Source organism: Ruegeria sp. AA6 (assembly GCF_056542865.1).
In genome coordinates, this window is sequence record NZ_JBQGAN010000004.1 from 171,470 (window position 1) to 193,786 (window position 22,317).

20 protein-coding genes are annotated in these 22,317 nt (G+C 58.4%); 12 read left to right on the forward strand and 8 right to left on the reverse strand.

Annotation, left to right across the window (positions count from 1 at the left end):
* The first annotated feature begins 11 nt into the window (after window positions 1-11).
* Window positions 12-266, forward strand: a complete 255-nt coding sequence (locus ACR0LN_RS08110; protein ID WP_480428957.1) for a BolA family protein — start codon at window positions 12-14, stop codon at window positions 264-266.
* Between the two features lie 68 nt (window positions 267-334).
* A complete protein-coding gene (locus ACR0LN_RS08115; protein WP_480429069.1) occupies window positions 335-535 on the forward strand; it encodes a GDCCVxC domain-containing (seleno)protein in 201 nt (66 codons plus the stop codon).
* 22 nt (window positions 536-557) lie between these two features.
* Here ACR0LN_RS08115 and ACR0LN_RS08120 read toward each other — a convergent pair whose 3' ends face one another.
* The 5 genes from ACR0LN_RS08120 to pepN form a co-directional block, all read right to left on the reverse strand.
* The gene (locus ACR0LN_RS08120) at window positions 558-968 is read right to left on the reverse strand and encodes a DUF4177 domain-containing protein (protein WP_480428958.1); all 411 of its coding nucleotides are present in this window, start codon (window positions 966-968) and stop codon (window positions 558-560) included.
* 173 nt (window positions 969-1,141) lie between these two features.
* Window positions 1,142-2,653, reverse strand: coding sequence for an Asp-tRNA(Asn)/Glu-tRNA(Gln) amidotransferase subunit GatB (gene gatB / locus ACR0LN_RS08125; RefSeq protein ID WP_480428959.1), 1,512 nt, complete (start codon window positions 2,651-2,653; stop codon window positions 1,142-1,144).
* A gap of 71 nt (window positions 2,654-2,724) precedes the next feature.
* Window positions 2,725-3,984: a hypothetical protein gene (locus ACR0LN_RS08130; RefSeq protein WP_480428960.1), complete on the reverse strand. Its 1,260-nt coding sequence runs from the start codon at window positions 3,982-3,984 to the stop codon at window positions 2,725-2,727.
* Window positions 3,985-4,115: 131 nt separating this feature from the next.
* Window positions 4,116-4,457, reverse strand: coding sequence for a hypothetical protein (locus ACR0LN_RS08135; RefSeq protein ID WP_480428961.1), 342 nt, complete (start codon window positions 4,455-4,457; stop codon window positions 4,116-4,118).
* Between the two features lie 83 nt (window positions 4,458-4,540).
* The gene (gene pepN, locus ACR0LN_RS08140) at window positions 4,541-7,093 is read right to left on the reverse strand and encodes an aminopeptidase N (protein ID WP_480428963.1); all 2,553 of its coding nucleotides are present in this window, start codon (window positions 7,091-7,093) and stop codon (window positions 4,541-4,543) included.
* Window positions 7,094-7,287: 194 nt separating this feature from the next.
* Between pepN and ACR0LN_RS08145 the strand changes: the two genes are divergently transcribed.
* The 3 genes from ACR0LN_RS08145 (at window position 7,288) to ACR0LN_RS08155 (ending at window position 10,860) form a co-directional block, all read left to right on the forward strand.
* Entirely contained in the window at window positions 7,288-9,420 is a 2,133-nt protein-coding gene (locus tag ACR0LN_RS08145) for a malate synthase G (RefSeq protein WP_480428965.1), read from the forward strand.
* 24 nt (window positions 9,421-9,444) lie between these two features.
* Complete coding sequence (locus ACR0LN_RS08150; protein WP_480428966.1) at window positions 9,445-9,870, forward strand: GlcG/HbpS family heme-binding protein; 426 nt, start codon at window positions 9,445-9,447, stop codon at window positions 9,868-9,870.
* Window positions 9,871-10,080: 210 nt separating this feature from the next.
* On the forward strand, window positions 10,081-10,860 hold the full coding sequence (locus ACR0LN_RS08155; RefSeq protein ID WP_480428967.1) for a gamma-glutamyl-gamma-aminobutyrate hydrolase family protein: 780 nt from the start codon (window positions 10,081-10,083) through the stop codon (window positions 10,858-10,860).
* 47 nt (window positions 10,861-10,907) lie between these two features.
* Here ACR0LN_RS08155 and ACR0LN_RS08160 read toward each other — a convergent pair whose 3' ends face one another.
* Window positions 10,908-13,148: a xanthine dehydrogenase family protein molybdopterin-binding subunit gene (locus ACR0LN_RS08160; RefSeq protein WP_480428968.1), complete on the reverse strand. Its 2,241-nt coding sequence runs from the start codon at window positions 13,146-13,148 to the stop codon at window positions 10,908-10,910.
* A gap of 3 nt (window positions 13,149-13,151) precedes the next feature.
* Entirely contained in the window at window positions 13,152-13,616 is a 465-nt protein-coding gene (locus tag ACR0LN_RS08165) for a (2Fe-2S)-binding protein (RefSeq protein WP_480428969.1), read from the reverse strand.
* 99 nt (window positions 13,617-13,715) lie between these two features.
* Here ACR0LN_RS08165 and ACR0LN_RS08170 point away from each other — a divergent pair, with 99 nt between their 5' ends.
* Window positions 13,716-14,294, forward strand: a complete 579-nt coding sequence (locus ACR0LN_RS08170) for a TetR/AcrR family transcriptional regulator (protein ID WP_480428971.1) — start codon at window positions 13,716-13,718, stop codon at window positions 14,292-14,294.
* On the opposite strand, the gene kynU is transcribed toward ACR0LN_RS08170, so the two are convergent.
* Window positions 14,287-15,480 carry a kynureninase gene (kynU, locus tag ACR0LN_RS08175; RefSeq protein ID WP_480428972.1) on the reverse strand — a complete coding sequence of 398 codons (1,194 nt, stop codon included), beginning with the start codon at window positions 15,478-15,480 and terminating at the stop codon, window positions 14,287-14,289. The genes ACR0LN_RS08170 and kynU overlap by 8 nt on opposite strands.
* Window positions 15,481-15,653: 173 nt before the next feature.
* Here kynU and ACR0LN_RS08180 point away from each other — a divergent pair, with 173 nt between their 5' ends.
* The 6 genes from ACR0LN_RS08180 (at window position 15,654) to ACR0LN_RS08205 (ending at window position 22,308) form a co-directional block, all read left to right on the forward strand.
* On the forward strand, window positions 15,654-16,103 hold the full coding sequence (locus tag ACR0LN_RS08180) for a methyltransferase family protein (protein WP_480428973.1): 450 nt from the start codon (window positions 15,654-15,656) through the stop codon (window positions 16,101-16,103).
* 127 nt (window positions 16,104-16,230) lie between these two features.
* On the forward strand, window positions 16,231-17,802 hold the full coding sequence (locus tag ACR0LN_RS08185; RefSeq protein ID WP_480428974.1) for a Re/Si-specific NAD(P)(+) transhydrogenase subunit alpha: 1,572 nt from the start codon (window positions 16,231-16,233) through the stop codon (window positions 17,800-17,802).
* A 13-nt stretch (window positions 17,803-17,815) separates the two neighbouring features.
* On the forward strand, window positions 17,816-19,270 hold the full coding sequence (locus ACR0LN_RS08190) for an NAD(P)(+) transhydrogenase (Re/Si-specific) subunit beta (RefSeq protein WP_480428976.1): 1,455 nt from the start codon (window positions 17,816-17,818) through the stop codon (window positions 19,268-19,270).
* A gap of 84 nt (window positions 19,271-19,354) precedes the next feature.
* Complete coding sequence (locus ACR0LN_RS08195) at window positions 19,355-19,711, forward strand: VOC family protein (protein ID WP_480428977.1); 357 nt, start codon at window positions 19,355-19,357, stop codon at window positions 19,709-19,711.
* A gap of 107 nt (window positions 19,712-19,818) precedes the next feature.
* Window positions 19,819-21,096: a DUF3422 family protein gene (locus tag ACR0LN_RS08200; protein ID WP_480428978.1), complete on the forward strand. Its 1,278-nt coding sequence runs from the start codon at window positions 19,819-19,821 to the stop codon at window positions 21,094-21,096.
* Between the two features lie 69 nt (window positions 21,097-21,165).
* On the forward strand, window positions 21,166-22,308 hold the full coding sequence (locus ACR0LN_RS08205) for an MFS transporter (RefSeq protein ID WP_480428979.1): 1,143 nt from the start codon (window positions 21,166-21,168) through the stop codon (window positions 22,306-22,308).
* The last annotated feature ends 9 nt before the right edge of the window (window positions 22,309-22,317 follow it).

Below are 22,317 nucleotides of genomic sequence, written 5' to 3' on the forward strand. Positions count from 1 at the left end.
TGAGCAAAAAAATGAGCGTGACCGACGAAATCTATGAGCGCCTTGATGCCGCATTTAATCCGCGTGAGCTGAAGGTAGTCGACGACAGCGAGAGCCATCGAGGCCACGCAGGGTATCAGGAAGGTGGCGAAAGCCATTTCAACGTCCTCATCCGCGCCAGCGCCTTCGAGGGTCAGTCCCGTGTTGCCCGCCATCGTGCAGTGCACAAAGCGCTGGGCGATATCGTGCCGCGTATTCATGCACTTGCGCTGGATATTGGTGTTTAAGCCCTAGCGGTTCTCGGGCTTAGGAAAAGGACTAGGTTGGACCTATGGCTGAAGAAAAGTCCGGCATAATGATACAATCCACCCTGACTTGCCCGCTTTGCGGTCATGTCGAAACTGAGACGATGCCTACAGATGCGTGCCAATGGTTTTATCAATGCAAATCGTGCCAAGCGGTTTTGAAACCGCTGGAAGGCGATTGTTGTGTTTATTGTTCTTTCGGATCTGTGCCGTGCCCGCCGATACAACTGGGTAAATCCTGCTGTCAGTGAACCAACAAGTGTTGCGTGCCTGTCAGGGCTTTTCTTCTGAAGTGATACTGCTCTCGGACCCTTTTAGAGACAGCGGCGGTTCTTTGACCTGTTGCGAGATTGGGGCTGGGGCGACAACCTTTTCCGGGCCGGGCACTGGCTGGGCCAATGCGACGCCTTCAGGCGTTTCTGATGGGCTTGGAGTTGGGGCAACGGCCAACTCAATTTCGCGCCGGAACACTAGAACATTGCGCCAGTTCACAGTTGAGCCGGTCAATCCTGAGCGTTCCTCGCTAGGCAGCAATTCCGCGCGCTGATACTCCCAGCCGTCCTGTCCCATCTGGTTCAGCACTTGCTCGACCGAGGCGGCGAACCGGTCCTCGGTGCTTTTCGCCCCCTTGGCCTTGGTGCCTTTTTGCGGGGCGGGGACGACTTTGTACTCGTAGCGCTGCATCAGATCTTCCTGGTTGCCGGTCTTTGGCAATCTAACATGTTGGGGGTTTTGGGAAAGTCATCATCGCAAACGCGCCAAAATCCGCCGGATATGTCGTTGCGGCACAACGTGCCGAACAAAAACGGCAGAGGTTTTCGCAACCCCTGCCGCCCATGATTAGAACTTTGAGCGACTTACGATCCCAGCTTTTTGCTGACCAACTCGTTCACCGCCTTGGGGTTTGCCTTGCCGCCGGTGGCTTTCATGACCTGACCCACGAACCAACCAGCCAGTTTCGGGTTAACCTTGGCTTTCTCGACCTGTGCCGGGTTGGCTGCGATGATTTCATCCAGAGCGGCCTCAATGGCACCGGTATCGGTGACCTGTTTCATGCCGCGCTCTTCGACGATCCGCGCCGGGTCGCCGCCTTCGGTATAGACGATTTCGAACAGGTCCTTTGCGATCTTGCCCGAAATCGCATCCGACGAAATCAGGTCGATGATGCCGCCCAATTGCGCCGGCGAGACCGGCGAGTCGGTGATCTCGTGGTCTTCCTTCTTCAGGCGGCCGAACAGTTCGTTGATCACCCAGTTGGCGGCCAGCTTGCCGCTTCGGCCTTTGGCGACCTCTTCGAAGTAGGCCGCCGATTCCACTTCGGCGGTAAGTACTGACGCGTCATAGTCGGTCAGACCGAACTCGCTGATGAACCGTGCTTTCTTGTCGTCCGGAAGTTCAGGCAGGCTGTTTGCGATGTCGTCCACCCATGCCTGCTCAATCTCCAGCGGCAGCAGGTCGGGGTCGGGGAAATAGCGATAGTCATGCGCTTCTTCCTTGGACCGCATCGAACGAGTCTCGCCCTTGTCCGGGTCATAAAGGCGCGTTTCCTGATCGACCTTGCCGCCACCTTCGACGATGGCGATCTGACGGCGGGCTTCGACCTCAATCGCTTGCTGGATAAAGCGCATCGAGTTCATGTTTTTGATCTCGCAGCGTGTGCCAAGATGCGAGAAGTCCTGCGTTTCCTGGTACTTCTCATAGGCACCCGGCAGACAGATCGAGACGTTCACGTCCGCCCGCAGGTTGCCGTTCTGCATGTTCCCGTCGCAAGTGCCCAGATAGCGCATGATCTGGCGCAGCTTGGCAATATAGGCTGCGGCCTCTTCGGGGCCACGGATATCGGGGCGGGATACGATCTCCATCAGGCAGACGCCGGTCCGGTTCAGGTCGACGAAGGACATATGCGGGTCCATGTCGTGGATCGACTTGCCTGCGTCCTGCTCCATATGGATGCGTTCGATGCGGACCATGCGTGCGGTGCCGTCACCCATTTCCACCAGCACTTCTCCTTCGCCCACGATGGGGTGGTACAGCTGCGAAATTTGATAGCCCTGTGGTAGGTCAGGATAGAAATAGTTCTTGCGGTCAAAGGCTGATTTCAGGTTGATATCCGCCTTCAGGCCAAGCCCGGTGCGCACCGCCTGTTCCACGCAGTATTCGTTGATGACCGGTAGCATGCCCGGCATTGCCGCATCCACGAAGGCCACATTTGCGTTCGGTTCGGCCCCGAATTGGGTCGACGCACCCGAGAACAGCTTGGCATTGGATGAAACCTGAGCGTGCACCTCCATCCCGATCACCAGTTCCCAATCGTGCTTGGCACCGGCAATGGTTTTGATTTTGGGCATTTCGTATGTCAGGTCGAGCATGGCGCGCCTCTATTTCCGCAGAAGTCTAAGCCTGCGTATTAGGCGTGCCGCGCCAAAGGGGCAAGGGGGAATCAGTGCTGAGACAGGCGCAGACCGGCGGGTGTAAAGGTCACGTCCATCCCACTGCGCAGTTCTTCCCGGAACAGATCGCCAATTGCACGCAGCGCGTCGCGTTGACCACGGGCGGCAAACCGCTCGGTTGAATTAACACGGACCGAGTTATTGAACCCATTTGCCGCATGCGCCCAGATCAGCGGGTGCAGTTCTGTCAGGTGATCGCGGATCAGCCAGTGGGCCGCCTCGTGAATCTGCGAACGCACCAGATCGGCCTTTTCATTCAAGCCCAATCCGTTTTGGATCGTGACGGCGCAATAAGCCGACAGCATGTTTACGGTCGGCTGATCCGGGCGACGGTGCAGGATGTCGTGCAGGCCTTCCAGAAAGTATTCGACATCCAACCGTTCGCATGCGTTTTCGTCCAGTGCGATGGCATCAAACTGCACCCAAGTGTATCCGCCAGCGCCCCAGATATCCTGAGTGCGTGCTGCACTTCGCAGGGCCTGTAGCTCAAGCTCTTCATAGCTGCCGAAATACCGGGGCAACAAATGAGTGCCCATGGCGCGCATGTGCCGCTGATTTTGCGGGTCCAGTGTGATCAACCGTTCATATTCGTCCGCAACACGCAGGTTTACTTTCCGCTGCCCAACCAGCAGGGCGCAACCCGCTGCGGCGACCAGAGGGCTGTTCGGTGCAGCAGCGCGGCACTTCGGCAGAAGTGCCGAAGCCCTGTCGAAATGGGCGGCGCATCGCGACCGGTGCAGCGGTGGCAGTGTCGCGTTGGTTGCGGTCCCCCGCCATGCCCAGGCCAAATCGATATGCGCAAGCGCAACAACCAAAGTGATCATCGGGTCATTCGGATGGGCGCGAATTTCGTCTTCAAGTTCAGAAATACCGCCTAGCAGATCGTATTCACTCAAGGCGTTGTAATCCGTCAGGGCATGCTCGACCGCCAGTACAACATCGGATCGGGCACCAAAGGCCAACAAATCCGCGATCGGTGTACCATCTGGTGCAGTCGCGCGTGCCTCGTCAGCTTCGCGCATTTGTCGAGACAGTTCCGACCATCTATCCTGCCGGACCAACCCACGACCTTTTTCAATAATGTCGTGCGCAGCCAATTCTTCGTCCCGCGTACTCGCAACGGGAATGTTCAGCTGCCCACTATCTGGCATCGCCGCAGCAACAGGGCAATCAGAGGCGCACATTTCCTGCGCGGATTGTTGAGGGATCAAAGGAGAATGGGCGTGATGCGCCTTGAAAAACCGAAACATGGCAGAACTCGAAACCGTAACAGACAGGTGGCAGTGACAAAAACTTTACCAAAAACCCCCTCAAACTCAAGCTTTCCATGGGGATTTGGGGGTGATTTGGGCAGCTATAGACTGTAGCGAGGCGGATTGTTTCAGAATATACGAAAATGATGGCGCTCGATCCTAAGCGCCGCCTTTTGAAAAACGACCTCTAAATCCCGGTGATGCGGCGTCGATTCATCCGGCAATCGTATCCGCTTGCCAGACGTCAGCACCAGTGAAGCGCGCACCGAAAAGTCCCACCGTGTGTCCAGGCGAACGTAGTCTATGTCGGACAGGGCGACCTGACCTTCGCGGTTGCCCGAGAACCATCGTATTTCGTCCTGATCCAGGGACATGCCCGCCTGGGAACCATTCACGATGTCCCAAACTGCTGGAACTGTGGCCAACCCTAGCAGACCCACCAACCACCAAGCCGCATCAAACAGGATCATCAGCGCAATCAGAGATGCATAAACGCACATCAATATCAAAACTGCGCGCGGGGTCCGATTGTTGCGCGTAAAACTGTATGGAGTCATGCGCCGATAATGCGAGAGACCATTTCCGTGGTGTCACGGGAAAGGATTGGAGTTTCAGCGATCCGGTTCAGCTGGTCACGGATCAGGTCTCGGCGGTCGGTGTCATAGCGCTTCCATGTCTGGAAGGCCGAACACATCCGCGCCGTGGTTTGCGGGTTCACAGGGTCGAGTTTGATCAGCCAATCCGCCAGCAATGCGTATCCGGCACCATCCGCACGATGGAAACCAGCATGGTTCATTGCCAGCGCACCCATCACAGCGCGGAATCGGTTTGGGTTTTTCCAATTGAAATCAGCGTGCTCTGTCAGGTCGCGGGCAGTGTCCGCTGTGGCATCAGGGGCAGCCATCGAGACTTGCAAAGCGAACCATTTGTCCATCACCAGGCGATCATGCTGCCACTGGTTGTAAAAGGCGGCCAGTTCTGCTTGCCCTTTCCCTGCGCGCAACAGGCAGGACAGCGCGGTCAGTTGCAGGGTCATATTGTCGGCGGAGGCATATTCCTCGGCCGCTTTCGCGCCGCTATCCAGCCGCGAAGTCAGCGACAACGCCGCACTACCAAGGGCGCGTTTTCCGGCCTGCTCAGCATCTGGATTGAACGGAGCTTCAATCAGAGCATCACTATGCAATCTGGGCAGCAAGTCCTGTACGTGTTGTGCCGTGGCTTGTCGCAGAGTTTCAACTGCGGTCCAGATTGCCATTGGATCAGGTGTGTCTCCGTCATCAAACAAGGCTGCGGCAAGTTCGGATTGAGTCGGCAGGCCCAGCATCAGCGACCGATAAGCCGGATCCAATTCCGTATCGCGCAGCACCGCCAGAATACCGTCCAGATAGTCTGAGCCGGGAGCGATGTCTTCACGGATCATCCGCAACAGCGTGTCTTGCGCCAAAGACCGTCCCGCCTGCCAGCGGTTAAACGGGTCGGTATCGTGGGCCAGAAGGAATGCGCGTTCAGCGTCGGTTTGGTCGCGCTCAAGAATGATCGGAGCCGAGAAATCCCGCAGGATTGAGGCAACAGGTTTGGCAGCCAACCCGGTAAACTCAAAGCTCTGTTCGGACTCGGTCAGTTCCAAAACCTCGGTCGCGCGCACCTCATCCCCGTTTGGTCCCAGCAGGCCGACGGCAACCGGGATCACCTGCGGCAGTTTCTCGGACTGACCAGGCGTAGGTTCGGTGCGCTGTGACAGGGTCAGGGTGTATGTGCCGTCCTGCCAGTCTTCGCCGACCGTGACACGAGGCGTGCCCGACTGACTGTACCACCGCTTGAATTGGGTCAGATCGCGGCCTGTCGTATCCTCGAACACTTTAATCCAATCTTCGATGGCGCAGGCCTGTCCATCATGGCGCTCGAAATACAGATCGAGCGCCTTAGCGTAAGATTCATCACCCACCAGTCGCTTGAGCATACCGATGATCTCGGCGCCTTTTTCATAAACAGTTGCGGTGTAGAAATTGTTGATTTCCTGAAAGCTCTCGGGCCGGACGGGATGCGAGAGCGGTCCGTTATCCTCGGGGAACTGCCGGGCGCGCAGGTCGATGGCGTCGTGGATGCGTTTGACCGGAGCTGATCGCATGTCGGACGTGAACTGAGCATCGCGAAATACCGTTAAACCTTCTTTCAGGCAAAGCTGGAACCAGTCGCGGCAGGTGATGCGGTTGCCGGTCCAATTGTGGAAATACTCATGCGCAATAATCGCTTCGATCCGCTCGAAATTGGCATCGGTCGAGGTTTCAGGGCTGGCCAGAACGGCTGAGGAGTTGAAGATGTTCAGCCCCTTATTCTCCATCGCACCCATGTTGAAATCGTCAACGGCCACAATGTTGAACACATCCAGATCGTATTCACGACCATAGACGTCTTCGTCCCATTTCATCGACTTTTTCAACGCTTCCATGCCAAATGCGCATTTGCCCTCATCGCCGGGGCGGACCCAGAGGTTCAGGTCCACGTCGCGCCCGGACATGGTGGTGAAGCAGTCGGAATGGGGGATCAGGTCGCCCGCGACCAGCGCAAACAGATAGGCGGGTTTGGGCCAAGGGTCCGTCCATTCGGCCCAGCCGTCGCCCTTGCCCGAGGGGTTGCCGTTGGACAGCAGTACCGGAAGGTCTCCGTTGATACGCACGGTGAAGGTGGACATCACGTCTGGACGGTCGGGGTAATAGGTGATCTTGCGGAACCCTTCGGCCTCGCATTGGGTGCAATACATGCCGTTCGACATATAAAGCCCTTCAAGCGCGGTGTTGTTGCCGGGGTCAATCTCGACAACCGCCTCCCAGATAAAGGGTGCATCGGGGACTTGTGCGGTCAACCCCTTTTCGGTGACGTCAGGCGTAATCTCGACACCGTCAATGACGGCGCGGATCAGGTTGAGGTCCTCTCCGTGCAAGAAAAACGTATGATCCGTGGCATCGGGGTTCGGGCGAAAGGCAATGCGCGAAGTGACACGGGTGGCGTGGTCGGCCAGATCAAAGGTCAGGTGCACGCTGTCCACCAGATAGCCAAAAGGCGAGTAGTCTTTCAGGTAGATCGTGGTAGGGGCAGCGTCGCGCATCTGGGCCTCGCATCGGTTGGTGTTCGGGGCGACGTTAGGGGTATCAGGGAGGGGCTGCAAGTCAGGGCGACGGACGACCATTGCCAATTTGGTAATATTTTTTGACCAAAATGCCAGCGCCGTTGTTGCGCATCGGAAACTTTCGCATTAATTGGAGCGTATACAATGGCGCACAATGGCAGGAGATGACGAAGATGAGCAACAGAAACGCCCGGAACGGTTTGCAGATTTCCGTTGAACTGTCGGATTTTATTGAGAACCGAGCCCTGCCTGGAACGGGAGTTTCGCCTGACACCTTCTGGGCCGGCCTGTCGCGTTTGATGACTGAGCTCGGCCCCAAGAATCAAGAGCTCTTGGCGAAACGTGCTGACATTCAGAGTCGTATTGATGCCTGGCATGTAGCGCGCAAAGGTCAGGTACATGACGCGACCGCCTATAAAGCCTTCCTAAAGGATATTGGTTATCTGGTCGAAGAGGGCGAGGCGTTTCAGATCGAAACCGCCAATGTCGACCCCGAGATCGCGCTGACCCCCGGCCCGCAGCTGGTGGTGCCTATCACCAACGCCCGCTTTGCGCTGAACGCGGCCAACGCGCGCTGGGGCAGCCTGTATGATGCGCTTTACGGCACCGATGCGATGGGCGATCTGCCACCACCGGGTGCATTTAGCGCCGAGCGTGGCGAGCGCGTGATTGCTTGGGCAAAGGCCTTTCTGGACGACTGCGCGCCGCTGGCCGAAGGGTCCTGGGCAGACGTCGCCGACCTGCGCGTTGAAGGCGGTGCGTTGGTTCCGGCTCTGGCTGATCCCGCAGTATTCGTGGGCTTCGGAGGAACTGCGGACAAACCCGACTTTGTTCTGTTGAAGAATAACGGACTGCACGTGCAGATCATGATCGACCCGAGCAGCAATATCGGCTCTTCCGATCCTGCGGGCATCTCGGATGTGCGGCTGGAATCGGCCCTGTCTACGATCATGGATTGCGAAGACTCGGTCGCCTGTGTGGATGCCGCCGACAAGGTCGTCGCCTATGGAAACTGGCTGGGCCTGATGAAAGGCGACCTGACCGAAGAGGTCACCAAGGGTGAAAAGACCTTCACCCGCAAACTGGCGGATGACTTGGAATACACCACTGCTAGTGGTCAGCAAGCCACACTGAAAGGCCGCTCGCTTATGCTGGTGCGGAACGTTGGCCACCTGATGACCAACCCTGCCGTTCTGGATGGTGATGGCAATGAGGTCGGTGAGGGCCTGATGGACGCGCTCTGCACCACGCTCATCGCGATGCATGACCTCAAGCGCGAGGGTGGCAACTCGGTCGAAGGCTCGGTCTATGTGGTCAAGCCCAAGATGCACGGCCCGGAAGAGGTCGCCTTCTCGGTCGAGATTTTCGACATGGTCGAAGACATCCTCGGCCTGCCGCGCAATACCGTGAAGCTGGGCATCATGGATGAAGAGCGCCGCACCTCAGCGAACCTCAAGGAATGCATCCGCGCCGCGAAATCGCGTGTGGCCTTTATCAATACCGGGTTCCTGGACCGCACGGGGGATGAGATTCATACCTCGATGGAAGCTGGCCCGATGCTGCCCAAGGGCGACATCAAGAATACGCCGTGGATTGCGGCGTATGAGGATCGCAATGTCGATATCGGCCTGGCTTGCGGCCTGAAGGGCAAGGCGCAGATTGGTAAGGGCATGTGGGCGATGCCCGATCAGATGGGCGATATGTTGCAAGCTAAGATCGGCCACCCTCAATCCGGTGCGACCTGTGCCTGGGTCCCGTCGCCGACCGCGGCGACCCTGCATGCCACGCATTACCACAAGGTCAACGTGCTGGACCGTCAGGACGAAATCGCCGCCGGTGGCGCACGTGGTACGCTAGAGGACCTTCTGACCGTCCCGCTGCTGGGTGGTCGCAACCTGAGCGGTGACGAAATCACACGTGAAATCGAAAACAACGCCCAAGGCATTCTGGGCTATGTCGTGCGCTGGGTTGATCAGGGCGTGGGGTGCTCGAAAGTGCCGGACATCAACGATATCGGATTGATGGAGGATCGGGCGACCTGTCGGATTTCGTCGCAGGCGCTGGCCAACTGGCTGCATCACAACGTCGTTAGCGAAGAAAAGGTGATGACGGCGATGCAGAAGATGGCCGCCGTTGTGGACCGTCAGAACGAAGGCGACCCATCCTATTCACCGATGGCACCGGGATTCGACGGAATTGCGTTTCAGGCGGCCTGTGAATTGGTTTTCAAGGGCCGTATCCAGCCCTCGGGCTATACCGAACCGGTTCTGCACGCCCGCCGTCTAGAACTGAAAGCAAGCCTTTAATCCCTAGAAGCGAGAGACCCCAATATGGCAGTCACCTTACGTAAAGCCCGCACAATCATCCGCAAAACCCTTGAGAAGGGGCGCGAGATGGAATTGAAACCTCTTTCGGTCGTCGTGCTGGACGCTGGTGGCCACGTCATCGCGTTTGAGCGAGAGGATGGAGCCGCGCCCGGGCGGTTCTCGATCGCGCATGGCAAAGCCTATGGGTCGGTCATGCTGGGCATGGCGGGTACCGCTCAGATGCAGCGGGCCGAGGCGCAGGCGTATTTCATGGCCGCTGTGAATGGCGTCTATGGCGGTCAGGTTGTTCCGGTTCCGGGCGGTATTCTATTGCGGGATCGCAAAGGCGCAGTGATTGGCGCGGTTGGTGTAACCGGAGATACGTCGGACAACGATGCTATTGCTGGAATGACCGGAATTGAATCGGCAGGTCTGTTCGGAGAGATCTGATATAGATCAGCGATTTTGAGCGCTTTCTGGGAAGATTTTCCGAACAAATTGAGTTGGGCGCAACTCTGTTCCACGCTTGGCGGAAATTAAAGAACGAAATGTGCGTGGTTGAACACGTCCTTGCGCTGTCATGCAGGGCGTGTTCTGTTGCACGTTCCTTTTGCTGCGGATAGCTTTCTTGTTAACCACAAGAACAGCAAGGAACACGGAATGTCTCGACCCGTCGTCGGTATCATCGGCAACTCTTACCTTATGAACGATGAATATCCGACCCATGCGGGCGGTACGATGAATTCAGACGCCGTTTCCAATGTTTCGCATTGCTTGCCGCTTTTGATCCCTTCAGACCCCCGCTTTGTTTCGGTCGGCGAATTGCTGGAGGTCTGTGACGGATTCCTGCTGACAGGTGGGCGCCCGAATGTGCATCCCGAGGAATATGGCGAAGACGTCACCGATGCCCATGGTGAGTTCGATCGGGCGCGGGATGCAATCACCTTGCCTTTAGTCCGGGCCTGCGTCGAGCGGGGCCAGCCGTTTATGGGCATCTGCCGCGGTTTCCAAGAGGTGAACGTGGCGATGGGCGGGACGCTCTATCCCGAAATTCGAGACCTGCCGGGGCGCATGAACCACCGCATGCCACCGGATGGCACGCTGGAAGAAAAGTTTGCCCTGCGCCATGTTGTGACATTGGACGAAGGTGGCGTATTCCACAAATTGTTCGGGGCACCAGAGGTGATGACCAACACTCTGCACGGGCAGGGGATCAAAACAGTTGGTGATCGCGTGATCATAGACGGCCACGCGCCGGATGGCACGCCCGAGGCGATCTATATCAAGGATGCGCCCGGATTTACCCTGTCGGTACAATGGCACCCTGAATGGGATGCGATCAATGACCCCGTGTCGCGCCCGCTATTCGAGGCGTTCGGCGCAGCTGTGCGTGCCTGGGCTACTGGGTCGGATACCGGACTAATTCAGCAAACAGCATGAATTTCGCGCCGGCCCGCAAGAGGGGGAATCGGGCCGGCGCAGCGCGATCAGATCAGCAGGTTGAACTGATTGACCAGCGGTAGGGTGCGGGCACGTTCTCCGGTTAGATCGAACAATGCGTTGCCAAGCGCGGGCATGGACGGAGGTGTTCCGGGCTCTCCAGCGCCGCCCATGTGGCGGTTGGTCTCCAATACACGAACCTCAACCTCTGGCGCGGTGTGCATGCGGATCGCGTCGTAGTCGGGGAAATTGTACTGTTCGACCTCGCCTTCGGCAAAGGTGATCTCGCCGAAGCAGGCCGCAGACAGACCGTACATCATGCCGCCGAACATCTGTGCCTTGACGTTTTCGGGGTCCAAAGCCAGCCCCATGTCACAGGCAATCCACGCCTTGTTGATGCGGATAGTGCCGTCTTCGTCGACCACTTCGATCACCTGCGCGACCGGAGTGCCAAAGCTGTAGGTGAAGGCTATGCCACGTCCGACGCCATTCGGGGTCTGGCCCGTCCAGCCCGACATTTCCTTGACCGCTTCCAGGCAACCAGCCGAAGGCGCGTGTTCGTTCCTCATCAACTCCAAACGGAAGTCCAGTGGGTCCTGACCGGCGGCATCGGCCATCTCATCCATGAAGGTTTCATGGAAGAACCCATTGTGACTGTTGCCGACCGACCGCCAGAAGCCAACCGGAACGTCAAGTTTGGCGATGTGGCCGCTCATCCGGTAGTTCGGGACTGCGTACGGTTGGTTGAAAAAGCCTTCGACCAGCACCTTGTCAGGGCCACCTCCGGGCATGCCGGTATAGCGCGTCACCGCTTGCTGCGTACAGGATTGCGCCGCAACCGCGCCGTCGATCAGCACCGCTTTGCCGTCCTTTACCGCGCCGCGCATCCGGGCAATTGCGCCGGGGCGATAGTAATCGTGGCGCATATCCTCTTCGCGGCTCCAGGTCGTCTGGACCGGAGTGCCGGGCATCGCCATCGCAACCTTGGTGGCAATCTCGCCAAAGTCCAACTCCCCACGACGTCCAAAACCGCCGCCCAGATAAGTGGTGTGAATTTGAACCGCCTCAGTATCCAGACCTGCAGTGTTTGCCGCGCGGAAGCGGATCAGCGTGGGGGCCTGGTTGCCGCACCACAGTTCCAATGCGTCTCCGGTATACAGCGCGGTGGCATTCATCGGTTCCATCGTCGCGTGGGCCAGATAGGGCACTTGGTATTCGGCGGTGATTTCGGATGCGCCCTCGGGTGTGACGCTGACATCACCTTCGTCGCGCATAGTCGAATTCGGAGAGTCGTCAAACGCTTCGGCAATCTTAGCGAAAATGCCATTCGTTTCGGGCGGGTAGGGCGCGTCGCCCCAATCGACATCAATGGCCTCGACCGCTTGGTTGGCGAGCCAGGTGTTGTTGGCGATCACCGCAACGCCAGTGCCCAGATCGACGATCTTTTCAACACCGGGCATGGATTTTGCAGTGCTGTCGTCAAAGCCGTTCATCGCGCCGCCCAGCTTTGGGTTCATCCGAACAGCGGCAAATTTCATGCCGGGCAGGCGAACGTCGACGCCGAACGCGGCAGTGCCGGTTGCTTTCTCGACCATATCAAGACGTGGTTGTGTCTGGCCCAGATAACGCCATTCGGAAGGATCGCGCAGCGGCACCTCGACTGGTTCAAGTCCGGCTGCATCTACGGCCAGATCCGTATACGCGATCTTGTCACCATTCGGCGCGATGACATGGCCGGACGCGGTTTTCAACTCTGACGGATCGACGTCCAACCGGCTCGCCGCAGCGCGTTTCAGCGTTTCACGGGCCGAGGCGCCGGCCTGACGCATCCGCTCGAACCCGTCTTTCATGGATGTCGAGCCGCCAGTGACCTGCAGGCTAAGCGCTTTGCCAAGTACACCCAGCGCCTCACCCAGATTGTGTTGGAAGTCTGAAATGTCATAGCCTTTGTTGGGCAGCCCTTCCCCCAGCATGGCCGAGTTATAATAAGCCGCCGCAGCCGGACCGTGCAGGACGGTGATCTGGTCCAAATCCACATCCAGTTCCTCGGCAATCAACGCAGCCCAGGTGGTTTTGACGCCTTGCCCCATCTCGGCGCGGGGGGCAAAGAGTGTCACGCCGTTCTGGTCGATCAGAACAAATGGATTCAGCGCCGCCTGACCCTCAGTGGGTTTCAGAGGGTTCGCCGCAGGACGGCTGACGTAATAGGCACCGAACGCCACGCCGCCGACGATCGCGGCGGAGCCGATCAGAAATGTGCGGCGGAGGATTTTCCCAACAGAAGCCATCAGTTACGCCTCCTTCAATTTGCCAGCCGCGTCATGGATCGCGGCGCGAATGCGGGGATAGGTGCCACAGCGGCACAGGTTGCCTTGCATCGCCTCGTCAATATCGGCGTCTGATGGCGCGGGGTTTTCCGCCAGCAAAGCCGCCGCCTGCATGATCTGACCCGACTGGCAATAACCACACTGCGCCACCTGATGATCGACCCATGCCTGCTGCAGCGCGTTCATTGCGTCGGGCGAGCCAATCCCTTCAATGGTGGTCACGTCTCCCCAGACATCCGACAGCGCCACCTGACAGGATCGCACGGCCTCGCCATCAATATGCACGGTGCAGGCCCCGCAGGCGGCCACGCCGCAGCCGAATTTGGTTCCGGTCAGGCCAACATCATCCCGCAGAACCCAAAGCAGGGGGACGTCATCGGGCAGGTCTACCTGATGTTGTTTGCCGTTGATCTTCAGGGCGGTCGCCATGGCGCACCTCATCTAGCTGTGGCTGGTTTCTGACATAATTAGCGCAAAGTGTCAGTCTGTCAATTGACAAAATGAACAAAAAATGTCACCAGTTCAGATATGACGGAAGCAGTTGACGATTCACGGCAAAAGGCCATCCTGAATTCAGCTTTTCAGGCCTTTTCTACCTATGGATACAAAAAGACCTCGATGGACGACATCGCGCGCGGCGCAGGCATGTCCCGTCCAGCGGTGTATCTGCATTACAAAAATAAAGAGGCGATCGTCAGAAAGCTGACCGAGATGTACTACGCCGATAAAATCGGCGAAGTGGCGGCAGCGCTGGCATCGCAGGGCTCGGTGCCCGAGGTTCTGACCCGTGCGATACAGGCGCAGACCGCGGGGATGGCGAACATTCTGGCCTCTCCCCATGGGCTTGAGATGCTGGATAACACCAAGTCCATGGCGGCAGAAATCGTCGCGGACGGAGAGGCGAAGCTGGCCGGCTTGTACACCAACTGGCTGTCGCAGCAGGAGCAGGCCGGACGGGTTCGTCTGTTCGCGGACGCGGCTGAGACCGGTCGGACCATCACGGCCATGCTCAAGGGGCTGAAGATGATCGGTGCCGGGGCCGAGATTTACGAGCAGCAGGTCGCACAGGTTGCTGCCCTGATCGGCGCAGGACTGGAGATCAGGTAACGCGCTGACGAACTTTGTATTCCGGTGCGTCCCAAAGGCGGTTGCCCATGATGTCGGCCAGAATCCCTACTGCTTGCTCAACGTCCTGTTCGTCGATGTAAAGCGGCGCGAAGCCAAATCGCATGGTATCGGGCGCGCGGAAATCTCCGATCACGCCGCGCGCAGTCAGCGCCTGCATGGCCGCGTACCCATCCGCAAAGCGGAACGATACCTGACTGCCGCGCTTGTTCGGGTCACGCGGGCTGGCCAGTTCAAGCTCCGGGCAGGTGGCTTCGACTCGGGCGATGAATAATTCGGTCAATTCAATGGACTTGGCGCGTACATCTGCCATGTCTGCCATGTCCCAGATATCCATCGCCGCCGAAAGTGCGGTCATCTGGATGATCGGAGGGGTGCCGACCCGCATCCTTTCAATCCCGCTGCCGGGGCGATAGTCCAGATCGAAGGCAAAGGGCGCCTCGTGCCCCAGCCAGCCCGACAGGGCGGGGCGTACACGGTTGGCCAGACGTGGCGCGACATAGATAAAGGCGGGCGCACCGGGACCACCGTTGAGGTACTTATACGTGCAACCCACGGCGAAATCGGCGTTGCAGCCGGACAGGTCCACGGGGATAGCCCCGGCAGAGTGGGCCAGATCCCAGACCGTGACCACTCCGTTCGCATGCGCCAACTCGGTTAACGCCTTCATGTCATGCAGGCGACCGGTTTGATAACCCACCTCGGTCAGCATCAGCACCGCGACCTCTTCGGTGATATGCGCCGCGACATCTTCGGGGTCTACAACACGCAGTTCGTAGTCTGGCCCCAATGAGCGCAGCAACCCGTCTGCCATGTAGAGGTCCGAGGGGAAGTTGCCGCTGTCGGACAAAACCACTCTGCGCCCGGAATTAAGTTCCAGCGCCGAGGCGAGCGCCTGGTAGACCTTGATCGAAAGTGTATCGCCGACCATGACGCAGCCGGGTTCGGCGCCAATCAACCGCGCGATGCGGTCGCCAAGCTCGGTCGGCAGAGCCATCCATCCCGCCGCGTTCCAGCTTGTGCTTAGCATCTTGCCCCACTCGTCCTGCAACATCCCGTCAACGCGCGCTCCTGCTGTTTTCGGCATTGGGCCAAGTGAATTGCCGTGCAGGTAAATAACGCCTTCGGGCAATTCGAACATGGATTTGGTGGCGGCAAAGTCAGTCATCTGGGGCGTATTACCTTGTGTCATGTGTCACGGATATGGTTCGGCCTATCCGATCAATTTATGCCTGTCCATTGATGCGACAACCTGAACTTTTGCCAATCCGGTCAGAAAGCGGTAGGACATCGCTCAGAAACGACACGTGCTTTACGTGACGTCACCCGTAAGGACTGTCTATGCGCTGGATCGATGTCCCTCCTGTTTGGCTTGCGGGCTTTATTTTACTGGCTTGGTTGCAGGCGCAGTTCTACGGGTTTGGCCTGTCACTCGATAGTGGAATCACCGATCTGCTAAGCGGTATTCTGATCGGAGGCGGAATTCTGATCGCCCTTCTGGCTATTGTTGAATTTCGCCGTAACAACACGACCGTGATACCGCGTCAGACACCTTCGGCGCTGGTGCAGTCTGGTATCTATAAACGAAGCCGCAACCCGATCTATGTGGGCGACGTACTGATTCTGGCCGGTCTGATATTGCGGTTCGATGCGGTGCTGTCTCTGGTTTTGGTTCCGGTCTTCGTATGGGTATTGGAACGCCGGTTTATCCTGCCGGAAGAAGACCGCCTGCGCCGCACATTCCGCGCCGATTTCGCCCGTTATGAACGTAAAACCCGCAGGTGGGTTTAAGGGGGCAAACCAATGACAGCACATGACAAATGCTGCGCTTGCGAAATAAAGTTGCGCAAGATACATCTTTGTTTAACAAACATAACCGACCAGCACTCGAATTGAGTGAGAACTAGGGGGACCGCCAGTGAAACTAGGCACACCGAAGGAGATATTGGACGGTGAGAACCGGGTTGCGATGACGCCGGACTCTGCTGTTCAGTTGCAGAAACTGGGCTATGAGTGCCTGATTGAGAAGGGGGCGGGTCAAGCTGCTGGTTTCTCGGATGCGGCGTATGAGGCCGTGGGCGTTGAGGTTGTGAAGACCGCGGCCTCGCTGTGGAAATCGGCCGACATCATCGCCAAGGTGCGCATTCCGACCGAGGCTGAGCTGAAGCGTCTGACCAAGGGCAAGACGCTGATTTCCTTCTTCAACCCAGCCGCCAACGAGGAAGGGATGGAGCTGGCCAAATCCAAGGGCGCGAATGTGATCGCCATGGAAATGGTGCCGCGGATTTCCCGTGCGCAGAAGATGGACGCTCTGTCCTCGATGGCAAACATCGCCGGGTATCGCGCGGTGATTGAGGCCGGGAATAACTTTGGCCGCTTTTTCACAGGTCAGGTGACGGCAGCCGGTAAAGTGCCGCCCGCCAAGGTGCTGATCGTTGGTGCCGGTGTGGCCGGTCTGGCGGCGATCGGGACGTCGACTTCGCTGGGCGCGATTACTTACGCGTTCGACGTGCGCCCGGAAGTGGCTGAGCAGGTCGAATCCATGGGGGCCGAGTTCGTCTATCTGGACTTTGAAGAGGAACAGCAGGATGGCGCGGCCACGGGCGGCTATGCCTCGGTACAGTCGGAGGAATTCCGCAACGCGCAGCTGGCCAAGTTCCGTGAGCTGGCGCCCGAGATGGATATCGTCATCACCACCGCCCTGATCCCCAACCGTCCGGCACCCAAGCTGTGGCTGGAGGATATGGTCAAGGCGATGAAGCCGGGCTCGGTCATTGTTGACCTCGCGGCTGAGCGGGGCGGCAACGTCGAAGGCACGGTGCCGGATGAGAAGGTCGTGACCGACAACGGCGTAACCATCATCGGCTATACCGACTTCCCCAGCCGGATGGCGGCGCAATCCTCATCTCTGTACGCGACCAACATCCGTCACATGATGACTGACCTGACGCCCGAGAAGGACGGTCAGATCAATCACGACATGGAAGATGACGTGATCCGCGGCGCGACCGTGACCCATGAGGGCGAGATCACCTTCCCACCGCCACCACCCAAGGTGCAGGCGATTGCGGCGCAGAAAAAACCCGAGGTCAAAGAGCTGACCCCGGAAGAGAAAAAGGCGCAAGAGGTTGCGGCCTTCAAGGCGCAGACCAAGCAGCAGTTCACCCTGCTGGGTGTGGGCGGCGCGCTGATGCTGCTGGTGGGGCTGATCGCTCCGGCCAGCTTCATGCAGCACTTCATTGTCTTCGTGCTGGCCATTTTTGTAGGCTTCCAGGTGATCTGGAATGTCTCGCACAGCCTGCACACACCGCTGATGGCGATCACCAACGCGATCTCGTCGATCATTATTGTCGGTGCCTTGATGCAGATCGGATCGGGATCGTTCCTGGTCATCCTGCTGGCGGCGCTGTCTGTCTTCATGGCCGGGATCAACATCTTCGGCGGCTTCCTCGTAACCCGGCGCATGCTTGCCATGTTCCAGAAATCTTAAGGAGGCCGGGCACATGGAATTTGGCTTCACCACTGCCGCTTATGTTGTCGCGGCTGTTCTGTTCATCCTTTCGCTCGGCGGTCTGTCGAACCAGGAAAGCGCCAAGCGCGCGGTCTGGTATGGCATCGTCGGTATGGCGCTGGCGGTCTTTGCCACGCTGGTTGGTCCGGGCTCGGGCCTGTGGCTACTATCGCTGCTGCTGATCATCGGCGGCGGTCTGATCGGTCAATACGTGGCGCAGCGCGTCCAGATGACCGAGATGCCGCAACTGGTGGCCGCGATGCACTCGCTGGTCGGTCTGGCGGCGGTATTCGTGGGCTTCAACGCGCATTTTGAGATCGGCAACGTGGCGCAGGTCATGGCAATTGCCGACAGCGCGTCTCAGGCGGACCTGTCCGATCTGGGCGCGTTTGCCAAGCTGATCGCCAAGAAGACGGCGGCTGAGCTGGCGATCCTGCATGTGGAACTGTTCCTGGGCATCTTCATCGGTGCGATCACCTTTACCGGGTCGGTCGTGGCCTATGGCAAGCTGGCGGGTAAAGTGACGTCTGCAGCCACCAAACTGCCCGGCGGTCATGCGCTGAATGCGGCGGCGGCGGGTCTCTCGCTGATCTGTCTGATCTGGTACACCAGCACGGGCGGTTTCTTCCCGCTGATCCTGATGACGCTGGCGGCGCTGTTCATCGGCTATCACCTGATCATGGGCATCGGCGGCGCCGACATGCCGGTGGTTGTGTCGATGCTGAACAGCTATTCCGGCTGGGCGGCGGCGGCCATTGGCTTCAGCCTTGGCAACGACCTGCTGATTGTGGTCGGCGCGCTTGTGGGCTCGTCCGGTGCGATCCTGTCCTACATCATGTGTAAGGCGATGAACCGGCACTTTGTCAGCGTGATCCTGGGCGGCTTTGGCGGCACCTCGGGTCCGCAGATGGAGGTCGAGGGCGAGCAGGTGGCCATCGACGCCGATGGTGTTGCGGCTGCTCTGAACGACGCCGACAGTGTCATCATCATCCCAGGCTACGGCATGGCCGTGGCGCAGGCGCAGCAATCTGTGTCCGAGTTGGTCCGCAAGCTGCGCGCCAAGGGCAAAGAGGTCCGCTTTGCGATCCACCCGGTTGCGGGCCGTCTGCCGGGACATATGAATGTGCTGCTGGCCGAGGCGAAGGTGCCGTATGACATCGTTCTGGAAATGGACGAGATCAACGACGACTTCCCCGAGACAGACGTGGCCATCGTCATCGGCTCGAACGACATCGTGAACCCTGCGGCACAGGAAGACCCCAATAGCCCCATCGCCGGCATGCCGGTTCTGGAATGCTGGAAGGCCAAGCAGGTCTTCGTGTCCAAGCGCGGTCAGGGCACCGGCTATTCGGGCATCGAAAACCCGCTGTTTTTCAAAGAAAACACCCGCATGTTCTACGGCGACGCCAAACAGTCGCTCGATAAACTCTTGCCTATGATCGATTGATCACAACAAAAACAGAAACTGAAGGCGCCCAAACCGGGCGCCTTTTTTCGTTTTAAGGTATTCTGTTGGTGCAGGAGGTGACCGATGGAGAAAGTAAACGGCATAGGTGGCGTGTTCTTCCGCGCTCGAAACCCCGAAGCATTAAGCGCTTGGTACGAGGAACATCTGGGCGTTAATCACTATGACCCCGTTCCTTGGAAGCAGCGCGAAGGGTACACGGTCTTTGCGCCATTTGAACGAGAGACTGAATACTTTGGGCGCGCAGATCAACAGTGGATGATCAACTTCCGTGTTGATGATCTGGCGGCCCTGACCGTACAGCTGGAAGCCGCCGGGATTCAGGTTGAAACCCGCGCTGAATGGGACAGTGAAGTCGGGAAATTTGCCCGCATTCACGATCCCGAAGGCAATCCCATCGAGCTGTGGCAACCAAATCAATAAGATAGCGGACATGTATACCGTTGTATCCCTGTAAGTGTATGAAATAAAATGCGAATTGATGTATGGCCGTTGTGTCGTATAGTGCCCCGGACCAAACGGAGCCCTTTATGACGCCCATCGACGACCACCCGCTGCGCTACGCGCTGGCCAATGAACTGCACGCGCGCCCGTTCCCGGTTGCAACGACGCCTTGCACAGTGGTTTTTCTGGCGATCAAAAAGCCTGTGGCTGCTGTGGCGCGGGATCGGGGAGAGGATTTGGCGCATCTGATCGACTTGCTGGATCGCCACGGGGCGCAGCATCCGCAACCTAATGCCACTCATTACGCTGGTCAGATCGGGCGGCATTGGCTGAAATGGGAACAGCATACTGAATTCGTCGCCTATACCGCGATCACGCAAAACGTCAGCGACCGACCCTTCAACCCGGCTGATTTTGAGGTTTTCCCACCCGATTGGCTGATGTCCAGCCCGGGGCAGCGGATCACCTCGGCCATGATCCGTGTGGTCGAGCGTCAGGAGGATGATGCAGTTAAAGCGTCTTTGCTGAATTGGTTCGAGCCTGAAAGCCTTGCAGTGGCCCGTGTGCTGGACGATTCTGCGGTTTGCGCCAGCGATTTTCGCATTGACCCTGCCGGGCATATGCGGTTCGCGCTGTTTGTCTCAGAGGGCACCGGGCGGCGCAGGACAGGGCGCATTATCCAACGTCTGTGCGAGATCGAAACATACAAGGCCATGTCGATGCTGGGCTTTGCCCGTGTCAAGCAACTGACCCCCAGGATTGGTGAGCTGGACGGCAAACTGACCGAACTGATGGGGCAGATGACCGACAACTCGGCCCACCCGGACGAGCTGCTGCCCGATTTGTTGTCTACCTCAACCGAGCTTGAGACCCTCTCGGCCCAATGTTCTTTTCGCTTTGGCGCGACAGGGGCTTATGAGGCTATCGTAAACCAGAGGATTGAGGTCTTGCGCGAAGAACGGTTTCAGGGCGGTCAGAGTTTTGCGGATTTCATGATGCGCCGCTATGACCCGGCCATTCGCACTGTGAAATCGACCGAGCGCCGTCTGCAGGCACTATCTGACCGGGCCATTCGCGCCGGGGAATTGTTGCGGACGCGCGTAGATGTGGAGCGCAGTGCGCAGAATCAGGCGTTGCTGGAAAGCATGGATCGTCGCGCCGATCTGGCCCTGCGCTTGCAACATACGGTCGAGGGGTTGTCAGTGGTTGCAATCAGCTACTACGCCGTCTCGCTGGTCAGCTATCTTCTTTATCCGCTGACAAAGGCCGGGATCAGCAAAGGCATGCTGACTGCTGCTGTGACAATCCCAGTTGTCCTGTTGGTTTGGTTTGCAATCCGCCAAATCCGCAAGCGGCTGGAATGATCAGCATTTGCCAATTGGTGTGCAGGCAGTAGAACAGAAGCGTTTGACGCATTCTGCGAAGGATTCCCGGTGATTGGATTGTTGGCTGCTTGGCGGGCCGTTTCTGCCATGTTCATCCTGAATGGTGCGTTGTTCGGCATCTGGGCATCGCGCATTCCAGCGGTGCGGGATAGGTTGGACCTGTCGCACGAAGCTTTGGGCTATGGGCTGCTGTTCATGGCAGCGGGGGCAGTCTGTTCTTTCCCGGTCACAGGGCGGCTGACTGACCGTTTCGGAGCGGTGACAATTACACGGGTCATCGCCGTGCTCTACACGCTATCTCTGATATTGTTGGCCGTGGCCGACGGGTTTTGGGCATTGGCGGCTTTCCTGTTCGTATTCGGCGCCTTTCACGGGTCAATGGACGTTGCCATGAACGCTTGGGCTGCTGAGGTCGAGCAGGCCTATGACAAGCCTGTCATGTCCTCGTTCCACGCGATGTGGAGCCTCGGGGCCGGTTTGGGCGCGCTCAGCGGGTTTGGGGCGGTACAGATAGGTCTGACGGTAATGCAGCACTTTTTGCTGGCCGGAGGCGTCGTGGTGGCCTTGGCGCTTGCCTTGTCGTGGGTGCAATGGACCTCGCGCACAGCCGCTTCCAAGGGTGGTGCCGTGTTTGCCCTGCCGTCCGGCGCGCTGATCCTAGTTGGGTTTACGGCGCTTTGTGGCGCGCTTGGGGAAGGGGCGGTTGCGGATTGGAGCGCGATCTTCCTGCGTGATGTGACCGGCGCCGCTGAAAGCGTTGCCGCGCTGGGATATGCGGTGTTTTCTGTGACAATGGTGGCGTTCCGTCTGGCGGGCGGCTTTGTCATTGCTCGGTTTGGCCCCGTTGCGACAGCTCGGTTCGGGGGAATATGCGCGGCATTGGGTGTGTTCACAGTGGTTTCGGCTGCCGAAGCGGGACTGGCGCTGGCGGGTTTTGCCATGATGGGTGTCGGCTATGCGGTGATCATGCCGCTTGCCTTCAGTCGGGCAGCCAGTGATCCGCATGTGCCGCCCGGTCAGGCCATCGCCAGCGTGGCGACACTGGGCTACGGAGGGCTGCTGATTGGTCCGCCGCTTATTGGGTTTCTCGCCGAGATGCTTACATTGAGATTGGCGTTCGCTGCTTTGCTGCCTTTGGCCGTCCTGATCGTCGTGCTGTCTGGCGCGCTTAGGCCCGCCCCTTTGAACTAAACGTACTAC

What these genes read in the sequence shown, in the direction of transcription:
- ACR0LN_RS08145 (WP_480428965.1), top strand. Translation starts at nt 7,288, where the DNA reads ATGAGCAACAGAAACGCCCGGAACGGTTTGCAGATTTCCGTTGAACTG.
- ACR0LN_RS08195 (WP_480428977.1), top strand. Translation starts at nt 19,355, where the DNA reads ATGGAGAAAGTAAACGGCATAGGTGGCGTGTTCTTCCGCGCTCGAAAC.
- ACR0LN_RS08120 (WP_480428958.1), bottom strand. Translation starts at nt 968, where the DNA reads ATGCAGCGCTACGAGTACAAAGTCGTCCCCGCCCCGCAAAAAGGCACC.
- ACR0LN_RS08115 (WP_480429069.1), top strand. Translation starts at nt 335, where the DNA reads ATGATACAATCCACCCTGACTTGCCCGCTTTGCGGTCATGTCGAAACT.
- ACR0LN_RS08200 (WP_480428978.1), top strand. Translation starts at nt 19,819, where the DNA reads ATGACGCCCATCGACGACCACCCGCTGCGCTACGCGCTGGCCAATGAA.
- ACR0LN_RS08165 (WP_480428969.1), bottom strand. Translation starts at nt 13,616, where the DNA reads ATGGCGACCGCCCTGAAGATCAACGGCAAACAACATCAGGTAGACCTG.
- ACR0LN_RS08190 (WP_480428976.1), top strand. Translation starts at nt 17,816, where the DNA reads ATGGAATTTGGCTTCACCACTGCCGCTTATGTTGTCGCGGCTGTTCTG.
- gatB (WP_480428959.1), bottom strand. Translation starts at nt 2,653, where the DNA reads ATGCTCGACCTGACATACGAAATGCCCAAAATCAAAACCATTGCCGGT.
- ACR0LN_RS08150 (WP_480428966.1), top strand. Translation starts at nt 9,445, where the DNA reads ATGGCAGTCACCTTACGTAAAGCCCGCACAATCATCCGCAAAACCCTT.
- ACR0LN_RS08180 (WP_480428973.1), top strand. Translation starts at nt 15,654, where the DNA reads ATGCGCTGGATCGATGTCCCTCCTGTTTGGCTTGCGGGCTTTATTTTA.
- ACR0LN_RS08135 (WP_480428961.1), bottom strand. Translation starts at nt 4,457, where the DNA reads ATGATCCTGTTTGATGCGGCTTGGTGGTTGGTGGGTCTGCTAGGGTTG.
- ACR0LN_RS08160 (WP_480428968.1), bottom strand. Translation starts at nt 13,148, where the DNA reads ATGGCTTCTGTTGGGAAAATCCTCCGCCGCACATTTCTGATCGGCTCC.
- ACR0LN_RS08170 (WP_480428971.1), top strand. Translation starts at nt 13,716, where the DNA reads ATGACGGAAGCAGTTGACGATTCACGGCAAAAGGCCATCCTGAATTCA.
- ACR0LN_RS08130 (WP_480428960.1), bottom strand. Translation starts at nt 3,984, where the DNA reads ATGTTTCGGTTTTTCAAGGCGCATCACGCCCATTCTCCTTTGATCCCT.
- ACR0LN_RS08110 (WP_480428957.1), top strand. Translation starts at nt 12, where the DNA reads ATGAGCGTGACCGACGAAATCTATGAGCGCCTTGATGCCGCATTTAAT.
- ACR0LN_RS08155 (WP_480428967.1), top strand. Translation starts at nt 10,081, where the DNA reads ATGTCTCGACCCGTCGTCGGTATCATCGGCAACTCTTACCTTATGAAC.
- pepN (WP_480428963.1), bottom strand. Translation starts at nt 7,093, where the DNA reads ATGCGCGACGCTGCCCCTACCACGATCTACCTGAAAGACTACTCGCCT.
- kynU (WP_480428972.1), bottom strand. Translation starts at nt 15,480, where the DNA reads ATGACTGACTTTGCCGCCACCAAATCCATGTTCGAATTGCCCGAAGGC.